The sequence below is a fragment of the Kribbella sp. NPDC104740 genome, from assembly GCF_055583505.1.
Genome location: NZ_JBVJNV010000012.1, coordinates 105,461 through 122,876, shown reverse-complemented (window position 1 = coordinate 122,876; position 17,416 = coordinate 105,461). Strand labels below are relative to the sequence as shown.

Below are 17,416 nucleotides of genomic sequence, written 5' to 3'. Positions count from 1 at the left end.
ATCCCCTCACTCGGTTTCTGTGCTCGGCGCACCGAGCAGCAGGCTCACGTTCTGGCCGCCGAACCCGAACGAGTTCGACAGCGCGTACCGCGGCCGCGCGGCGCGCGGTTCCTTCCGGACGTGGTCCAGCGGGCATGCCGGGTCCGGGTCGTCGAGGTTGTACGTCGGGGGCAGCAGCCCCCGCTGGACGGCGAGCGCACTCGCGGCGGCCTCGACCACGCCGGAGGCGCCGAGCAGGTGACCGGTCAGCGCCTTGGTGGAGCTGACCGCGGGTTGTGTCGCGCCGAAGACCAGTCCGATCGCGGTGGCTTCGGCGACGTCGCCGAGCTTCGTGCTGGTCCCGTGGGCGTTCACGTAACCGACCAGGTCCGGCTGAATGTTGCCGTTGGCAAGCGCCGCTCGCATACAGGCAGCCGCACCGGTGCCGTCCGGGCGTGGCGCTGTCGGGTGGTGGGCGTCGGAGTTGACGCCGTACCCGGCGAGATCGGCGTACCCGCGAGCTCCGCGCGCCCGGGCGTGCTCGGCGCTCTCCAGCACCAGCAGCCCGGCGCCTTCGGAGAGCACGAACCCGTTGCGGCGCAGGTCGAACGGGCGGCTGGCCTGCGTCGGGTCGTCCCACCCGCGCGCCAGCGCCCTGGCGTTCGCGAAGGTCTCCGCGAAGGTCGGGAACAGCGGCGCCTCGCTCGCCCCGGCCAGTACGACGTCCGCCTCGCCGGCGCGGATCAGCCGCACCGCGTCGGCGATCGCCTGCGCCCCGGAGGCGCACGCCGTACCGACGGAACTGGTGTAGCCCCGGAAGCCGAACCGGATGGCGACCCGGGCGGCGGGCATGTTGGGCAGGATTCCGGTCAGCAGGTAAGGACTGACAGCAGCCCGCCCCCGCTCGGCGCGGGCCAGCACCTGGTTCTCGAGCGTCGCCATCCCGCCGACGCCGCCGATGATGACGCCGATCCGCTCCGGGTCGACGTTCTCCCCCACGACGAGTCCCGCATCTTTCAGTGCATCCTCCGCTGCGAGCTGCGCGAGGATCACCGTCCGATCCATCACCTTCCCGTCGGGACCCTTGGTGAGGTCCCCCGCGTCCACCTCACCGACGAACCCGGCCAGCTCGACCGACCCCGCCACCGGATGTCCTTCCGGCGGCCGGCTGATCCCGGAACGCCCGTGCAGCAGGGCGTCGTAGACCTCCTCGACCCCACGCCCGACGGGGGTGAGCAGGCCCATGCCGGTGATCGTCACTGCACTCATGACGACACCAACCGGTCCTGCCGAAGCGCTACCTTTCGGACCTTCCCTGTCACGGTCACCGGTACTTCATCAGCGCCTACAACACTGATCTTGCGGATCGTCGCGGCGACCTCTGCACCGACAGCTGCCTTGACCGCAGCTTCGAAATCACCAGCGCTGTCGGACTCCAGCAGCACGTCCGTCACGAAACCCTCGCCCTCGGGCACCACGATCACCGTGCAGTCCTGCACCTCCGGCAGTGCCGCGAGGATCCGCTCCTCCGACATCGACGTGTACAGCTGCGGCCCCTCGAACCCGGCCACCGCGTCAGGAATCCGGTCCAGGTGGAAGTAGTTCCCACTCGCTGCCCGGTAGGCCAGATCCCCGGTCAGGAACCATCCGTTCAGCCGGAACCGGTACGTGTTCACCGAGTCGTTCCAGTACCCCGGCGACACCGACGGCGACCGGAACCCGAGCAGCCCCGGCGTACCGTCCGGCAGCTCGTTGCCCTCGGCATCCAGTACGGCGGCCGTCGCGAACTGGTACGGCTTCCCGATGCACCGCCCGTAGTGCTCGCTGTCCGGCGTGTGCGTGACGTGGAACCCGTTGTGCCCCATCTCGCTCGACCCGAGCCCGTCGACGAAGTGCGACCCCGGCACCAGCACCCGGCCCTCGCGGGTCACGGTCTCCCGCGACCCGGCCGCGACCAGCTTGCGGATGTGCGGCTCGTGCGCGCAGTCGCCGGTGTTGAACCACATCCGCACCGAGTCCACGGCGTACCGGCTCAGGTCCTCCCGGGCCAGCCCGGCCCAGGTCACCGCGAACCCGTAGACACCGCGCGGTTTCCACCGCTCGATCGCCGCCAGCACCACCGGCGCGTCCTGGCTCGACAGCAGCAGCATCTCGGCGCGGTTGCCGAGCACCTGGTTGACCATCAGGATCGTCGCGGTGTGCGGGATCGGCAGTGCGTTCAGGATCCTGTCGGTGCCCTGCGCCTGCGGCATCGTCAGCAGGTGCTTGAGGGCGGCGTACAGGGTGGTGTGCGTGTGCAACACGGCCTTCGGTACGCCGGTGGTCCCGCTGGTGTGCGTGATGACGACCGGGTCGTCGCGGTGGTGCCGGTAGTGCTCAGGCGCCTTGGCCGGGTCGCCCGTCCCGAGCTCCTTCGGTGCCGCAAGCACAGCACTGTCCAGCAACTTCTGGTGCGCCTCGTCCGCGAGGATCGCGTTCACCCGCAGCCGGCGGATGTACTCCTCGGCGATCGCCGGCGCCATCTTCCCGTTCAGCAGCGCCGGGATCGCACCCACCCGGGTCAGCGCGAGAAAGCTCAGCACGATGTCGGCGGCGTCGGTCGCCCAGATCGCGACCACGTCGCGGCGGCCGATGCCGTGCGCGTGCAGCCAGGCCGTCCGGGCCTGCACCCGGTCGTCCAGCTCGCCGAGCGTGAGCGGGTGCTCGGCCGGGAAGTGGTCAACCGCGGTGTCGAACGTCAGGCCCGGCCCGTTCAGGTCGGCACCGCGTGCGATCACGGTGGCCAGCACGTTGCCGGTACCGACCGACGGATCCGCGGCCAGCTCGGCCCGGAGGCTCTTCTTCACTGTTCTCCCCCACTCACCAACAGGGCGACCGCTGTGTCGCCGGTACTTGCTTGTTCGACCAGGACGATCAGGACCTGCTCGGCCTCCCCGTCGGCGAGCAGCAGCGCGGCCTCGTCGAGACCGGTGCGGTGCGGGTCGCTCGACGGGCTGACACACACCACCGGCCCGTGCAGCCCGAAGCGGCTGGCGACGTACCCGGCGACCGAGTTCGGCACGGACTGGAAGAAGTACAACGGCCCGATTCGCTTGCCATCGGCAACGGACTCGTGGACGTGCTGGGCGCTGTCCAGGTCGCCGGTGCGGCTGACCAGGACGATGCCGGTGCGCTCCAGCGGAGTGGTCTGCGCGAAGCAGCGCTCGGCGACCACCGCGACCATCGGGCTGAACGTCGACCCGACGAACCCCGGCAGCGCGGGCGGACCTGCCACGGCGTCGTCACCCGGCTGCGGCCAGTGACTGGCAGTGACCACAACCGGGTCCGGGAGTCCGAGCGTGAGGTTCATGCAGCACGCACCAGCAGCGCGGTGTTGGCGCCCCCGAAGGCGGCGTTCAGCGTCATCCCGTACGCCGACCCCGCGGGCCGCGGGGCGACGGTGATCACGTCCAGCGCGCAGTCCGGGTCCGGCGTCGTGAACCCGGCGGTCACCGGAAGCTTGCCCTCGCGCAACGCCTGGATGGTGAGGACCAGCTCCAGCAGCCCGGACGCCTCGAGCGCGTGCCCGTGCACGGACTTCGTCGAGCTGACCGGTACGGCGGTCGCGAACACCCGGTTGATCGCGGCGGCCTCGGAGGCGTCGCTGTACGTCGTGCCGGTCGCGTTGGCGTTGAGGTAGCCGACGACCTCCGGTGGGAGTCCGGCCTTCTGCAGCGCCGATTCCATCGCCCGGGCGAGGCCGCGCCCGTCCGGGTCGGGGCGGCACGGGTGGTAGGCGTCGCCCGCGCGACCCCAGCCGGCGATCTCGGCGATCCCTTCGCCGGCCTCCAGTACGACGGCGGCGACGCCGTCACCCAGCAGCAGCCCGCGCCGGTCGAGGCTGAACGGCCGAACGACCCCGTCGTCAGCAAGCGCCCGTCCCGCGTCGAACAACGCGAACTGATCCGGCTCGACCAGGTAGCCGGCGGCAACCACCACGCGATCGACCAGCCCCCGGCTGATCAGCGAGGCGGCGTCGGCGACCGCCGTACTGGCGGAGACGCAGGCGCTCGTGTAGATCCGTCCTGCGCGCGAAGCCAACGCCCGCACGTCGGACCTGCTGTGCACCGCCAGCAGCAATGGCGCGCCAGCACGCTGCCCAGGCGTCAACCCCGCACAGACCCCAGCCACGGCCTCGAGCAGTTCCTCCTCCAACACCCCGGCGTCCCTGGCCGTTGCCGCCCGCACAACCCGCCGCCCCGACGTGTCGAACCGCAACACGTCGGCGAACGCCGAAGCCCCCGTCAAAGCCCCAGCCAGCTGAGCCTCAGGGCCACGCCCCAACGCACTCATGACGGCCATCCCCGTGACAGCCACCGGCCGTGACTCACTCATGGGAGCTCAGCACTTCCGCCAGGACCGCGACCGCGGCGTCGATGGTCTTGATGCGGTCCAGCTGGTCGTCGGTCAGCTCGACGGCGTAGCGCTGCTCGATCTGGTGGACGAGCCAGGCCAGTTCCATCGAGTCGATGCGGTTGCTGCCGGGTGGGCGTTCGCCCAGGCCGGAGAGCCAGTCGACGATCTCCGCGCGACCGGGTGGGAGGGGGACGGTCTGGCTCATCAGACCTGCTGCGCAACCCGGCCGGCCACCTCGGTGGTGAACTCGCCGACGGTCATCAGCGCCAGCTGCTCGGACTCGTCGTCGGAGAACCGCACGCCGAACCGGTCCTCGACCCGCACCGACAGGTCGGCCAGCGCGAGCGACTCCAGGTCCACCCCGGCCGGGCCGAGCGTCGTACTGTCGTCGACACCCTCGACGTCGTAGTTCATGTCCACCAGCTGCGCGAGCACGAACTCGCGAACCTCGTCCCTCATCGCGTTACCTTCTCCCTGTGAATGAACCCCCGGACTCCCCGACGGAGCCCGTGCACGTCTGGCTGACCACGACCGGCGAGGATCCCCGCGCGACCGCCCACCGGCTGGTGGAACAGCTCGCGGCCTCCCTCGGCCACCCAGCCCCCCTGCACCACACCGCCACCGGCCAACCCACGGTCGACGGTCTGCACGTCTCTCTCACTCACACCACCGGGATCGCCGCCGTCGCGGCGACGCGGCTCGGACCGGTCGGCATCGACGCCGAGCTGCGCCGCGAGCTCCCGGTCACCGCGATGGCCCGCCGCTGGTTCGCCCCCGCCGAGCACACCGACGACCCCGAGACGTTCCTGAAGCTCTGGACCGCCAAGGAAGCAGTAGGCAAGGCCCTCGGCAGAGGTCTCCGCAGCAGCGGCCTGAGCCGAGAGATGCCCGCCGACCTGCTGACCAGCAGCAATCAAATGCCGCTGATCGCCCAAGTAGTCCCCACCGAACGCGAGCTGGCAGTCGTCCACATCCCCGGCGACCTGGTGCTCGCGGTGGCCTTCCCAGTCGGCGCGACCGAGCTCGTGCTCCATCACGGCACCGCCTTGCGCAGCACCGTCAGGTCCCGCACCAGCTTCCCGGTCGTTGTCCGCGGCATCTGATCCAGCAGCCGCAGCACCCGCGGCCGCTTGTACGGCGCCAGCTGCTGCGCCAGCTCCGCCTCCAGCGACGGGATCTCCCGCGGCTGGTTCAGCTGCAGGTACGCCGTGATCGCGCCGTCGTACACGACGACCGCCGACTCCACCCCGCGCAGCGTGTTCAGCGTGTACTCGACCTCGGTCAGGTCGACCTTCAGCCCACCCACCGAAACCTGCGAGTCCAGCCGCCCCCGGATCGACACCAGCCCGGTCGCCTCGTCGACGACCCCGGCGTCCTTGGTGTGCAACCACCCGTCGGCCCACCGCGCCGGGTCCGACAGTCCCAGGTACGGCGACTCCGGCCGCCGGACCCGCAGCTCGCCGTCGACGGCGCGGACCTCGATCCCCGGTGCCGGCCGGATCTGCGGCCGGTGCGCCCCGAACAGATCGGTGCCGATGACACCGACCTCGGTCATCCCGTACATGTTGCCCAGCGGTACGCCGTACTTCTCCTCGAACGCCGACGACACCGACGCCGGGACCAGCTCCCCACCGGTCGTCATCCGCTTGAACTGCGGCAGCGACGGCGGTTCCTCCACCGATGCGAGCAGCCCGATGTGGAACGGCACCCCGAGCACGGTCGCCGGCTTCTTCCCGCCGGCGATCGCGTGCAGGATCGCGTCCCCGGTCAGCCGCGCCGGCGGCACCAGCTCGACACCCGCGTGCAGCCCGTACAGCAGCCCACCGACCAGCCCGAGCACGTGCACCATCGACGGCAGCAGGATGATCCGCTCGCCCGGCTCCGGCACCCCGTCGATCTGCGTGTACCGCAGCACCTCCTCGACCAGGTCCTCCGCGGTCCGGCCGATCACCTTCGACGGGCCGGTCGACCCGGAGCTGAGCTGGACGACAGCGTGCGACGTCCCCGCCGGATGTCCCGAGTACGACGCGACGTCGGTGTCGATGTCGACGAACGTGCGCAGCCCCGACGGGACCGGCCGCTGCGGCTGGACCACCACCTGCGGGACCAGCCGCTCGATCGCGCGCCGGACCTCGTAGTCGGTCAGCCGGTGGTCGAGCAGGATCGCCTGCCCGCCGCTGCGCCAGACCGCCAGCAAATGGGTCACGAACGCCATTGACGGCGGTAAACGCAATGCGGCGGCACCACCGGCCCGTAAACCGGACTGAGCCAATTCCGCCTGCCGGTCGCGGACCAGCCGGCGCAGCATTCCGCGGTCGACCGGAGCCGGCAGCGAGAAGCACACGTCACTGGCGGGTCCGGCCAGCAGCACATCGTCGACCCATTGGGCGCCCACTGTGGTTCCGGGCACCACGACAGCACCGTCCATGGTCATGAGGGCTCCGAGTTCGCCTTGAGTACAAAGGATTCGAAGCACCAGCACCCCCACCAAGGCCTGGCGATGCCGTGACGATACGACACCGGGTGACGGGTGCGCTACAGACCCACAGTGATAGCCCTACTACCCAAAGCGACCTGCAGTTTCGGCCCTGCAGAACGTCTCAGAAAGCAAACAGTGAATCGACAAACAAACCGTAAGAAAAAGATCTACCGGTTAGGTTTTGGGTTGCCTTCAGCGTTCGGCAAGGGTCCTGCCCCCGACAAATTTCTGCCACTCCTCGTGCCGCTCGACCGGCCGGAAGCCGAGCTGGGCGTTGACCGCGTTCATCGCGGTGTTCTGCTCGCCGTTCCAGGTGTGCACGACCAGCCGTTCGGCGTGGTCACGCTCCAGCTCGCGGTGGTTGCGGGCCTTGAGCCCCAACCCGAGCCGGTGCCCGCGGTGCGCCGGCGCGACCAGCGTTCCCCACTGGAACACCTTGCCGGCGTCGTGCTCGCTCTTGACCAGCTCGGTGTGCCCGGCCAGCGTCCCGTCCGGCGCGATCGCGACCGTGGTCCAGGAGTGCCGCTGCCGGGCGACGTTCTGCGCCTCGGTCTCCCGGATCCGCGCCTCGTCCCACCGCTCGGCCTCGATCTCGAGCTCACCCTGCGGCGCCTCCGTCACGAACATGCTCTGCAGCGCCGCGAACGCGTCCACCAGGTCGTCGGGGCAACGATCCCGCCAGCTGCGCAGCTCGTACGCCGAGTGCCGCTCGGCAGCCTCCGCCGCCAGCCCGTCCAGTACGCCGTCCGCGAGCGGCAGCTCCAGCACGCGATGCACCTCGAAGTTCGCCGCGGCGAAACCCAGCGCCGTTGCGAACGCCTGCCCAGCCGTCGGCCCGGTCGCGTCGATCGGTACCTCGACCTGCGACACCAGCACCGTTCGTTCCAGATCGGCAGCCCGCTGGTCGAGCACCTGCCCGAGAGCCCGCCCGTACCCACGCCGCCGCGCGTCGGCCCGAACGCCGATCACCGCGCCCAGCCGGAACGTGTTGTCGGCGAGCGGCACGTCGACCTGCATCGCCCCGGCGATCGCTCCCGCGTCGTCGCGCACCGCCCAGATCTCCCGCGCCCAGTAGACGTCGTCGCGGGTCATACTGACGCGCAGCTCCTCCCGAGCCCACCCCACCGGGTACTGCCGCCCGTCGTCCGTGGCGACGCTGAACACGTCGTACCACTCGTCGAACGCCTTGCCGTCGTGCTGGTCCACTCGCTCCGGTGTGCTCACCAACTCACTGTAGGGAGCACGGCGACGAGCCAGCCAACCCTTTTAAGCAGGCGCGCCGAGCTTGCCCAGGGCCACGGCCACGCGCCCGTCGGCCTCGGCCAGCGCCTCACGCGCGGCCGCGACGGGGCTGCCGGTCAGCAGGTGCACCAGGGCCGGCTTCAGCTCGCCGTCGGCCTCGGCCAGCGCGGCCGAGCACGCGTCCTCGTCGGCGCCGGTGGCCTCGGCCAGGATCCGCAGCATCCGGCCGCGCAGCTTGTTGTTGGTGGCAACCATGTCGACCATCAGGTTCGACCAGGTCCGGCCGAGCTTGATCATCAGCGTGGTCGAGAACGCGTTCAGCACCATCTTCTGCGCGGTGCCGGCCTTCAGCCGCGTCGACCCGGCGATCACCTCGGGCCCGGTGTCAGCGGCGATCAGGACGTCGGCCAGCGGCGCGAGCGGCGCCTGCGGGTTCGACGTGATCAGCGCGGTGCTCGCGCCGACCGAGCGCGCGTACTTCAGCGCACCGGCGACGTACGGCGTACTGCCGGAGGCCGCGAGGCCGATCACCACGTCCCGCCCGGTCACCTCGGAGGCGTCGGCGGCGCCGCCCTCCTCGGAGTCCTCGACGTTCTCGACAGCGCGCAGCAGCGCCGGCATGCCGCCGGCGTGGTGCGCGACGACGAGATCGTCGGGCGCGTGGAAGGTGGGCAGCAGCTCAGCGGCGTCCAGGACGGCCAGGCGGCCCGACGTACCGGCGCCGAAGTAGTGCACCCGCCCACCGGCGCGGACGGCGGCCACGGCCGCGTCCACGACCTTGGCGATCTCCGGCACGACGGCACCCACCGCGTCGGCGACCCGGGCGTCCTCGGCGTTCATCATCCGCAGGATCTCGGCGGTCCCCACCGCATCGATCGCGAGCGTCCGGGGGTTGCGCGCTTCCGTGGGTGTCGTCACACCATCGATGTTAGTTTTCTACTGAAGGTTTTTCAATTCTGTTGATCGTTGACGGACGTCTTCACCCGGTGCCCGCGGACCGCGGTCGCGGTCTCCTCGAGCGCCTTGCGGGCGTCCGGCAGCACCGACTGGGCGACCCCGATGAACAGGCAGTCGATCACCATCAGCTGCGCGATCCGGCTCGACATCGCCCCGGACCGGTACGTCGTCTCCCGGGCGGCCGTGGTCAGCACCAGGTCGGCGGTCTGGGCCAGCGGCGAGCGCGGGAAGTTGGTCACCGCGACCGTGGTGGCGCCGTGCCGCTTGGCCTCCTCCAGCGCCTCGATCACCTCGACCGTGGTCCCGGTGTGCGAGATCCCGATCGCGACGTCGTCGGTGTTCAGCAGCGCGGCGCTGGTCAGCATCACGTGCACGTCGGACCAGGCGAACGCGACCCGGCGGATCCGGTGCAGCTTCTGCTGCAGGTCGAGCGCCACGAAGGCGCTCGCCGCCGCGCCGTACAGGTCGACCCGCGGCGCCTGGGCGACCGCGGCGACCACCTTGCTGAGCTGGTCCACGTCGAGCTGCTGGGCGGTCTCGCGGACCGCCCGCTCGTCGGCGAACGCGACCTTGCCGACCACGTCGTCGAGCGAGTCGCCCGGCTCGATGTCGCCGCCGACCTCGGGCCGGACCATCTCCTGGGCCGACTGCGCCGCCAGCTGCAGCCGCAGCTGCGGGTAGCCGGGGACGCCGATCTGCTTGCAGAACCGGATCACCGTGGTCTCCGAGGTGGAGGCCACCTCGGCGAGTTCGGAGATCGTCATCGCCGCCACGCCGCCCGGATCCGCGAGGACCGCGTTCGCCACCCGCTGCTCGGCCGGGGCCAGCGCGGGCATCACCGCGCGGACCCGGACCAGCAGCGGCCCCGTGGGTTCTGGAGAGGTCGTGGAAGTCATGACGCCACGGTACGGCGAATGAGCACCCGAAGGGGTCACCGACGCGAAAGTCTCCAACCTGTTGCGGTAAAAGCCTCCGGGCTGCGCTCGCCGTCGAACACGACCTTGCGGCCGTCGGTGAGCTTCACACCGTCCACGTAGACGCCCCGGCCCTGGTACAGCGGGTCGGAGGTGTAGCGCCAGCGCAGCGTCTGGTTACCGCCGGGAACGTCCGCCGACACCTGGTGCCAGTTCCGGTCGCCGGAGCCGCTGATCGAGCCGTCGAAGTCCGTGACGGTCCCCCGGTCGCGGACCGTGAACGGAACCTTCGTCCAGGTCGTTCCGTCGGTCGAGCTCTCCAGGTACAGCAGGTCGGTGTCCTCGGTGTCCACGAACAGGTCGAAGGCCAGCTTCGCCCCGGCCGCCGGTACGGCGACGGGCAGCGCGAGCGTGGTCGTCGCGGCGTCCGTCGTACCGGAGAACCAGGCGTCCTTGCCGTGCCGCGGGCCGACGCCGAGCGACAGCGCCAGGCCCTGCACGACCGCGCGCCGGGCCGGGTTGTTGCTGCCCCAGTTCCGGCTCGGGTGCACCCGGTTGCTGAGCAGGATCGCGAACGAGCGGGAGTCGAAGTCGATCACCACCGACGTCCCGGTGTAGCCGGTGTGGCCGGCCGCGCGGGGACCGGACAGGCCGCCCATGTACCAGCGCTGGTTGAGCTCGAAGCCCAGACCGTGGTCGTTGCCCGGGAAGCCCTGGTTGAAGTTGGTGATCATCGCGGTGACGGAGCTTTCCTTGAGGATCCGGGCGTGCCGGTAGCTGCCGCCGTTCAGGAAGGCCTGCGCCAGGACGGCGAGGTCGTCCGCGGTGCTGAAGACGCCCGCGTGCCCGGCGACGCCGCCGAGCGACCAGGCGTTCTCGTCGTGCACCGAGCCCCAGACCATGCCGCGGTCGGGGGCGACCTGGAACTCGGTCGCGGCGATCCGCTGCTTCTTCTTCGGGTCCGGGTTGTAGCCGGTGTCCTTCATCTGCAGCGGTTTGGTGATGCCGTCGGCGACCAGCTTGTCCAGCGTCTTGCCGGTCACCCGGTGCGCCAGCTCACCGAGCGAGATCAGGTTCAGGTCGCTGTACAGGTAGGTGCTGCCGGGCGGGTTGACCAGCTTGGCGGTCAGTGCCATGTTCATCCGCGACGCCGGGTCCGGCTGCGCGCTCCACAGCGGCAGGAACGCGGGCAGCCCGGTGGTGTGGGTGAGCGCCTGCCGGACGGTGATCGCCGCCTTGCCGTTCTCGGCGAACTCCGGCACGTACGTCGCGATCGGCTCGTCCAGGGAGACCTTGTTCTTCTCCACCAGCTGCAGCACCACGATCGAGGTGAACAGCTTCGAGACCGAGGCCATGTCGAAGATCGTGTCGGTGCGCATCGGGATCTGCTGGTCGGCGGGCAGCTCGGTGCCGCTGCCGTCGGCGTACTTCAGCGCCATCCCGGTGGCGTTGCGGGTGACGATCTTGCCGTCGTGGCCGAGCAGCGTGACCGCGCCGGCGTACAGGGGCTTGACCGTGCCGTTGGGCTTGGTCCAGCCGGCCACCTGGGCCAGCGCGGCGTCGATCGGCGCCGGGTCCAGACCGGCCTTGGCGGGAGTCGAGTCGCGCAGCAGCGTTCCCTTCGGCGCGTAGCCGCTGAACGGCTCGTCGAAACGTCCGGATTTGTTGCCCCCAGCAACTGCAGGGGCGGCCATGGTGAGCATCAGGGACGACACTACCGCCACACCGAGTACCGTCTTGATCACCGGTGGTCTCCCTTGTACAGCAGGTACTTGGCCCGGCGCGCGGTCCACGCGTCGGTCTCGGACTTCCAGGCCGCGACGATCTGCTCGGCGCTCGCGCCGCCGTCCAGCATGGTGCGGAACCGGTCCGACCCGGACAGCAGGTCGATCCAGCGGCCGGGCGGGTTGTCGCCGGTCCGCCAGGCGAAGCCCGGGTACAGCCGCTTGGCCTCGACGATCATGTGCGTCGCCGCGACGATCGCCTCGACCTTGCCCGGGTCGGTGATCTGCACCTGGACGCCACCGCAGAGCACGTTCGCGTTCTTGGAGATGAACGGCGTGAAGTACGCCTCCCGGAAGTCGACGCCCGGGATGTTCTTGGCCTGCAGCGCCTGCGCCCACTTGTAGTCGATGTACGGCGCACCGATCAGCTCGAACGGCCGCGTCGTACCGCGTCCCTCGGACATGTTGGTCGCCTCGAACAGGCAGGTGCCCGGGTAGAGCAGCGCGGTGTCCGGGGTCGGCATGTTCGGGCTCGGCATCACCCAGGTCAGGCCGGTGTCGGCGTACAGCTGGTCGCGCTTCCAGCCCTCGACCTTGATCACCTGCAGCTCCTTGAGCCGGGCGCCGTTCGCGTCCAGCGGCAGGTACTCGGCGTTGAACATCCGGGCCAGCTCGCCGACCGTCATGCCGTGCTGCTGGATGATCTCCTCCTTGCCGACACCGGAGGTGAAACCGGGCTTCATCATCGGCCCGCGGGCGTAGCCGCCGACCGGGTTCGGCCGGTCCAGCACGACGAACTTCGCACCGGTCTGGACCGCGGCGAGCATCGCCTCGTACATGGTCCAGATGTAGGTGTAGAACCGGGCACCGACGTCCTGGATGTCGAAGACGACGGTCTCCACCCCGGACTTCTGGTACAGCGTGACCAGCTTGGCCGCGTTCGCGCCGTACGCGTCGTAGACCATGATCCCGGTCCGCGGGTCGACGTGGTCACCCTCGGAACCGCCGGCCTGGGCGCTGCCGCGGAAGCCGTGCTCGGGGCCGAAGACCGCGACCACGTTCACCTTGCCGGAGGCGTGCATGGTGTCGACGACGTGGTTCAGGTCGTCGAGGATGCCGGTCGGATTGCTGATCACCCCGACCTTCTGGCCGGCCAGCGCCTTCCAGTTGTCCTTGGCCAGCGCCTGCGCGCCGGTGGTCACCTTCTTGCCACCGTGCTTGGGCTGCTCGGCGGCAGCGGCGGCCTGGGTGGAGATCAGCGGGGTGGCGGCCAGGGCTCCGGCACCCGCCAGCAGACTGCGGCGCTTCATCGGGGTTCTCCTTCAGGCAGGGGAGGTTACGGGCGGAAGTACAGGCCGGCGACCACAGGGCGATGGTCGCTGGCTTCAGGTTCGAGTGGTACGGCAGCATGGTCGACGCGGAAGCCGCGGCCGACGGTGACGAAGTCGATCCGCTTCACCGGCACGCCGGCCGGATACGTCAACGGTCCACCGGTCGTCGACCCGGCGGCGGTCCAGGTGTCGGTCAGCCGCCGCCAGAGCTTGGCGAGCTCCGGCGCATTCGCCTCGGCGTTGAAGTCGCCGGTGAGGACTTGGAGATCCCGCGCCTTGTCGCGGGCCAGGATCTTCACCGTGTCGTCGACCTGCGCCCGGCGTACGGCCGGATCGGCACGGTAGTCCAGGTGCGTGACGTAGACGTGCACCCGGCGACCGCGAACGTCCAGCTCGGCCTCCAGGAAGCCCGGCGCCGGTGCGGGCACCGGGTTGGGGTCCTGCGTCGACAGCCGGGTGATCGGGTGGTTCTCCGTGCGCACCAAGGGAAAGCGCGAGAGCACCCCGACGCCGTACTGCCGGCGCGGTTGCCCGGCCGCGGGCGGATCGAGGTCGTAGATCGGCGCGAACCCCGCGTGCATCCCGAGCTTCCCGGCCAGCTCGGCGAGCGTGTCGAGCCACTGGCTGCGCGCGTCCCAGTGCACGTCGACCTCCTGCAGGCCGATCACGTCCGCGTCCAGCGCCTTCAGCGCCTGCGCGGTCCGGTCCAGGTCGAACACGTTGTCCTCGCCGGCGCCTGCGTGGATGTTGTACGACGCGACCGTCAGCCGTGTCTCCCGCGCGTCCCAGGTGAGCCCGTGCCCGAACGGATGCAGCGCTGTCGCCGGGTCGTCGACCGTCGGGACGTCGACCGGCAGCTTGCCGGTCGGCGCGATCTCGCCGGTGAGGACCTTGGCCAGCGCCTCCATCGACACCGCCGCGTACGAGTACGTCGCCAGCGTCGTCTCCGCGGTTGGGAAGCGCGACACGTCGTACGGGTCGCGGACGGCGACGACGATCACCGGGCGGCCGGTGGCGAGCAGGTCGTTGACCAGCTTCTGCTGCTTGGCCTGCTTGTCGGTGACGGCGGTGTCCCACGCCTTCATCGTCAGGACGACGGTCAGGTCCGCCGCCGCCGAAGCAGCGACCGCGTCGGCGATCTTCGCGTCGGTCGGCGTCGCGCCGGTGTCCTTCACGACCGTCGTGTGGCCGCGGCCCTGCAACGCCGTCCCGAGCACGGCCGGGGTGTAGCCCGCGACCAGGATCGTGCGCGGTGCGGGCGACAGCGGGAGCAGCCCGGCGTCGTTGCGCAGCACGGTCGTCGTACGGTCGGCGATCTGCCGCGCCACCGCGTAGTTGGCCGGCGTACCGACGACCTTCGCGACCTGCGCGAGATCGACGTACGGGCGGTCGACGACACCGGTCTTGAGCTTCAGGCTGAGCACCCGCTCGACGCTCTGGTCGATCCGCTGCTCGCTGATCCGGCCGCTGCGCACCGCGTCGAGGACCGAGTTGTACGCGAGGTCGAGATCGACCGGCATCAGCAACTGGTCGACACCGGCCTCGAGCGCCCGCAGCGGGATCTCCGCGTCGCCGTACTTGTCGCGAACGCCTTGCATCCCGAGCGAATCGGTGATGACCACACCGTCGAAGCGCAGCTGCTCGCGCAGGATGCCGGTCAGGATCGGGCGGCTCAGCGTCGCCGGGTCACCGGACGGATCCAGCGCCGGGACGACGATGTGCGCGGTCATGATCGAGTCGATGCCGGCCCGGATCGCCGCCTCGAACGGCGGCCGGTCGATCGCGTTCCACTCCTGCACGGTGTGGTTGATCACCGGGATTCCGGTGTGGCTGTCGGTCGCGGTGTCGCCGTGGCCCGGGAAGTGCTTGGCGGTCGAGACGATCCGGCCGTCGCGCTGGTAGCCCTGGACCTGTGCGGCGGTCAGGTCCGCGACCAGCTCGGTGTCGGACGAGAACGAGCGGACGCCGATCACCGGGTTCAGCGGGTTCACGTTGACGTCGGCGACCGGCGCGAAGTCGGTCGTCACGCCGACGGCCTTCAGTTCACGGCCGCCGATCCCACCCGCCTGCCGGGCGAACTGCGTCGAGCGGGTCGCGCCGAGCGCCATCGCTCCCGGGAACTGCGTGGCCGGCGGACCGACCCGGAACACGACACCGTGCTCCTGGTCGGTGCTGATCTGCAGCGGTACGCCGCCGCTGCCGATCGCCGCGGACTGCAGCCCGTTCGACAGCCGGGCGATCTGCTGCGGGTCCTTCACCGAGTCGGTCCAGGCGAAGTAGATGACACCGCCGAGGTGGTACTTGCGGACCACCTCGGCCGGCGTCGCGACGCCGTACAGGTCGGTGTTGCGCGGGTCGGCGGTGCCGGCCGTCGGGCCGTAGGCGTAGCAGACGAACAGCTGGCCGACCTTCTGCTCCAGCGTCATCGCCCGCAGCGTCTCGCGGACCCAGCGGTTGCCCGCTGCCTGGGCCGGAGCCGCGCTCAACGCCGTACCGGCGACTGCCGCCGCCGCGAGGCCGAGGGTCTGGCGTCGGGTGAGCTCCATCCGGGTCACCAGCTCAGGCCGTGGCCGAACGGGTAGAGCGGCGTGGCCGGGTCACCGGCCACCGGGATGTCGACCGGGAGCTTGCCGGCCGGCTTGATCTCGCCGTACAGGACCTTGGCCAGCGACTCCATCGAGACCGCCTGGTAGCCGTAGGTGGCGACGTAGGTCGGCGCCTGGTCGAAGTACGCGATGTCGTACGGGTCACGGACGGCGGCGACGATCACGGTCTTGCCGGTGGCCAGCAGGTCCTTGACCAGCTTCTGCTGCTTGGCCAGCTTGTCGGTGACGGTGGTGTCCCACGCCTTCTGGGTCAGTACGACGGTGACGTCGTTGGCCTGGGCCTTCGTCACCGCGTCGGCGATCGCCGCGTCGGTCGGGGCCGCACCGGTCTGCGCGACGGTGGTGGTCGCACCGCGGTTGGTCAGGCTGTTCGCCAGCGACTGCGTGGTGCTGACACCCCAGCCGGTGACCAGGATCTTGCGGGCCTCGTTGCTCAGCGGCAGCGTGTTGGTGTCGTTCTTGACCAGCGTCATCGACTTGTCGACGATCTTCTGCGCGGTGGCCAGGCTGGCCGGCGTACCGACCTTGTTCGGGATCTGCGCCGGGTCCGAGAACGGCGACAGCAGGGTGCCGTTCTTCAGCTTCACCAGCAGGATCCGCAGCAGGCTCTCGTCGATCCGGCGCTCGCTGATCCGGCCCGACTTCACCGCGTCCACGACGGCCTTGAACTGGACGTCCGGGGCCGGCGGCAGCAGCAGCTGGTCGGCGCCGGCCTCGAGCGCGCGGACCGCGACCTCGGCGTCGCCGTACTTGGCCCGGACCGCGGCCATCTCCAGCGCGTCGGTGATGATCAGGCCCTTGAAGCCGAGCTGGTTGCGCAGCACGCCGGTCATGATCGGCTTGCTCAGCGTCGCCGGGTCACCGGACGGGTCCAGCGACGGGACCGAGATGTGCGCGGTCATGATCGAGTCGATGCCGGCCTTGATCGCGGCCTTGAACGGCGGCGCGTCGATCGTGTTCCACTCGGCCAGGGTGTGGTTGATCGTCGGCAGCGAGGTGTGGCTGTCGTCGCGGGTGTCGCCGTGGCCCGGGAAGTGCTTCGCGGTCGCGGTGATCCCGGCGTCGCGCTGGTAACCCTGGACCTGGGCGGCGGTCATGTCGGAGACCAGCTTCGGGTCGCTGGAGTACGAGCGGACGCCGATCACCGGGTTCAGTGCGTTCACGTTCACGTCGGCGTCCGGCGCGTAGTCCTGCCGGATGCCCATCGCCTTCAGCTCGCGGCCGGTGATCCCGGCCGCGGTCCGGGCGTCGGCCGTGCTGCGGGTGGCGCCGTGGGCCATGTTGCCGCCGAACTGCGTGGCGGGCGGACCGATCCGGACCACGACGCCCTGCTCCTGGTCGGTCGCGATCGTCAGCGGCAGGTGCAGACCGGTCTTGAGCGCAGCCGACTGCAGCTGGTTCGAGTACGTCGCCAGCTGCGTCGGGTTCTGCACGTTGTCGCGGGCGTTGAAGTAGATCCAGCCGCCCGGCTTGTACTTCGCGACGACTTCGGCCGGCGTCGCGACGCCGTACAGGGCGGTGTTGCGGGGGTCGGGCTTGCTCGCGTCCGGGCCGTAGGCGAACAGCACGAACAGCTGCCCGATCTTCTCCTCCAGGCTCATCCCGCGCATCGCCTGGGCGGCCTGCTGGAGGCTGGTGATCGGAGCCTTCGGTTCGGGCGGTGGTGGGGGGGGGGGGGGGGGGGGGGGGGGGGGGGGGGGGGGGGGGGGGGGGGGGGGGGGGGGGGGGGGGGGGGGGGGGAGAGGGGAGGGGAGGGAAACAGAACAACAAAGAAAGCCGCGCCCATTAC

15 protein-coding genes are annotated in these 17,416 nt (G+C 70.4%); 1 reads left to right on the top strand and 14 read right to left on the bottom strand.

Going from position 1 to position 17,416, the window contains the following annotated elements:
* Window positions 1-6: 6 nt before the first annotated feature.
* From ACZ6Z4_RS38550 to ACZ6Z4_RS38525, 6 genes are read right to left on the bottom strand one after another with little or no spacing between them, the layout of a single operon-like run.
* Complete coding sequence (locus tag ACZ6Z4_RS38550; protein ID WP_465577429.1) at window positions 7-1,248, bottom strand: beta-ketoacyl-[acyl-carrier-protein] synthase family protein; 1,242 nt, start codon at window positions 1,246-1,248, stop codon at window positions 7-9.
* Window positions 1,245-2,825: a class I adenylate-forming enzyme family protein gene (locus tag ACZ6Z4_RS38545; protein ID WP_465577426.1), complete on the bottom strand. Its 1,581-nt coding sequence runs from the start codon at window positions 2,823-2,825 to the stop codon at window positions 1,245-1,247. Before ACZ6Z4_RS38545 ends, ACZ6Z4_RS38550 begins: the two co-directional genes overlap by 4 nt.
* Complete coding sequence (locus ACZ6Z4_RS38540; RefSeq protein WP_465577423.1) at window positions 2,822-3,328, bottom strand: beta-ketoacyl synthase chain length factor; 507 nt, start codon at window positions 3,326-3,328, stop codon at window positions 2,822-2,824. Before ACZ6Z4_RS38540 ends, ACZ6Z4_RS38545 begins: the two co-directional genes overlap by 4 nt.
* On the bottom strand, window positions 3,325-4,311 hold the full coding sequence (locus ACZ6Z4_RS38535) for a beta-ketoacyl-[acyl-carrier-protein] synthase family protein (RefSeq protein WP_465577420.1): 987 nt from the start codon (window positions 4,309-4,311) through the stop codon (window positions 3,325-3,327). The genes ACZ6Z4_RS38540 and ACZ6Z4_RS38535 overlap by 4 nt, the downstream gene beginning before the upstream one ends.
* A 34-nt stretch (window positions 4,312-4,345) precedes the next feature.
* Window positions 4,346-4,579 carry a phosphopantetheine-binding protein gene (locus ACZ6Z4_RS38530; RefSeq protein WP_465577413.1) on the bottom strand — a complete coding sequence of 78 codons (234 nt, stop codon included), beginning with the start codon at window positions 4,577-4,579 and terminating at the stop codon, window positions 4,346-4,348.
* Complete coding sequence (locus ACZ6Z4_RS38525; RefSeq protein WP_363677012.1) at window positions 4,579-4,833, bottom strand: acyl carrier protein; 255 nt, start codon at window positions 4,831-4,833, stop codon at window positions 4,579-4,581. The genes ACZ6Z4_RS38530 and ACZ6Z4_RS38525 overlap by 1 nt, the downstream gene beginning before the upstream one ends.
* A gap of 17 nt (window positions 4,834-4,850) precedes the next feature.
* Here ACZ6Z4_RS38525 and ACZ6Z4_RS38520 point away from each other — a divergent pair, with 17 nt between their 5' ends.
* Window positions 4,851-5,477, top strand: a complete 627-nt coding sequence (locus tag ACZ6Z4_RS38520; protein ID WP_465577403.1) for a 4'-phosphopantetheinyl transferase family protein — start codon at window positions 4,851-4,853, stop codon at window positions 5,475-5,477.
* On the opposite strand, the gene ACZ6Z4_RS38515 is transcribed toward ACZ6Z4_RS38520, so the two are convergent.
* The 8 genes from ACZ6Z4_RS38515 to ACZ6Z4_RS38480 all read right to left on the bottom strand — a co-directional run bounded on the left by ACZ6Z4_RS38515 (window position 5,408) and on the right by ACZ6Z4_RS38480 (window position 17,228).
* Window positions 5,408-6,808 (bottom strand): class I adenylate-forming enzyme family protein, encoded by a 1,401-nt coding sequence (locus tag ACZ6Z4_RS38515; protein ID WP_465577396.1) that lies wholly within the window; start codon window positions 6,806-6,808, stop codon window positions 5,408-5,410. The two genes, ACZ6Z4_RS38520 and ACZ6Z4_RS38515, sit on opposite strands and share 70 nt — an antisense overlap.
* Window positions 6,809-7,045: 237 nt before the next feature.
* Entirely contained in the window at window positions 7,046-8,077 is a 1,032-nt protein-coding gene (locus ACZ6Z4_RS38510; RefSeq protein WP_465577393.1) for a GNAT family N-acetyltransferase, read from the bottom strand.
* A 42-nt stretch (window positions 8,078-8,119) separates the two neighbouring features.
* Window positions 8,120-9,013 (bottom strand): N-acetylmuramic acid 6-phosphate etherase, encoded by an 894-nt coding sequence (gene murQ / locus ACZ6Z4_RS38505; RefSeq protein WP_465577390.1) that lies wholly within the window; start codon window positions 9,011-9,013, stop codon window positions 8,120-8,122.
* Between the two features lie 32 nt (window positions 9,014-9,045).
* On the bottom strand, window positions 9,046-9,948 hold the full coding sequence (locus ACZ6Z4_RS38500; protein WP_465577387.1) for a MurR/RpiR family transcriptional regulator: 903 nt from the start codon (window positions 9,946-9,948) through the stop codon (window positions 9,046-9,048).
* Between the two features lie 35 nt (window positions 9,949-9,983).
* Window positions 9,984-11,711, bottom strand: coding sequence for a serine hydrolase domain-containing protein (locus ACZ6Z4_RS38495; RefSeq protein WP_363677019.1), 1,728 nt, complete (start codon window positions 11,709-11,711; stop codon window positions 9,984-9,986).
* On the bottom strand, window positions 11,708-13,000 hold the full coding sequence (locus tag ACZ6Z4_RS38490; protein ID WP_465577381.1) for an exo-beta-N-acetylmuramidase NamZ family protein: 1,293 nt from the start codon (window positions 12,998-13,000) through the stop codon (window positions 11,708-11,710). The genes ACZ6Z4_RS38495 and ACZ6Z4_RS38490 overlap by 4 nt, the downstream gene beginning before the upstream one ends.
* Before the next feature lie 26 nt (window positions 13,001-13,026).
* Window positions 13,027-15,567: a glycoside hydrolase family 3 N-terminal domain-containing protein gene (locus tag ACZ6Z4_RS38485; protein WP_465577376.1), complete on the bottom strand. Its 2,541-nt coding sequence runs from the start codon at window positions 15,565-15,567 to the stop codon at window positions 13,027-13,029.
* Between the two features lie 5 nt (window positions 15,568-15,572).
* A complete protein-coding gene (locus ACZ6Z4_RS38480) occupies window positions 15,573-17,228 on the bottom strand; it encodes a glycoside hydrolase family 3 protein (protein ID WP_465577371.1) in 1,656 nt (551 codons plus the stop codon).
* Between the last annotated feature and the right edge of the window lie 188 nt (window positions 17,229-17,416).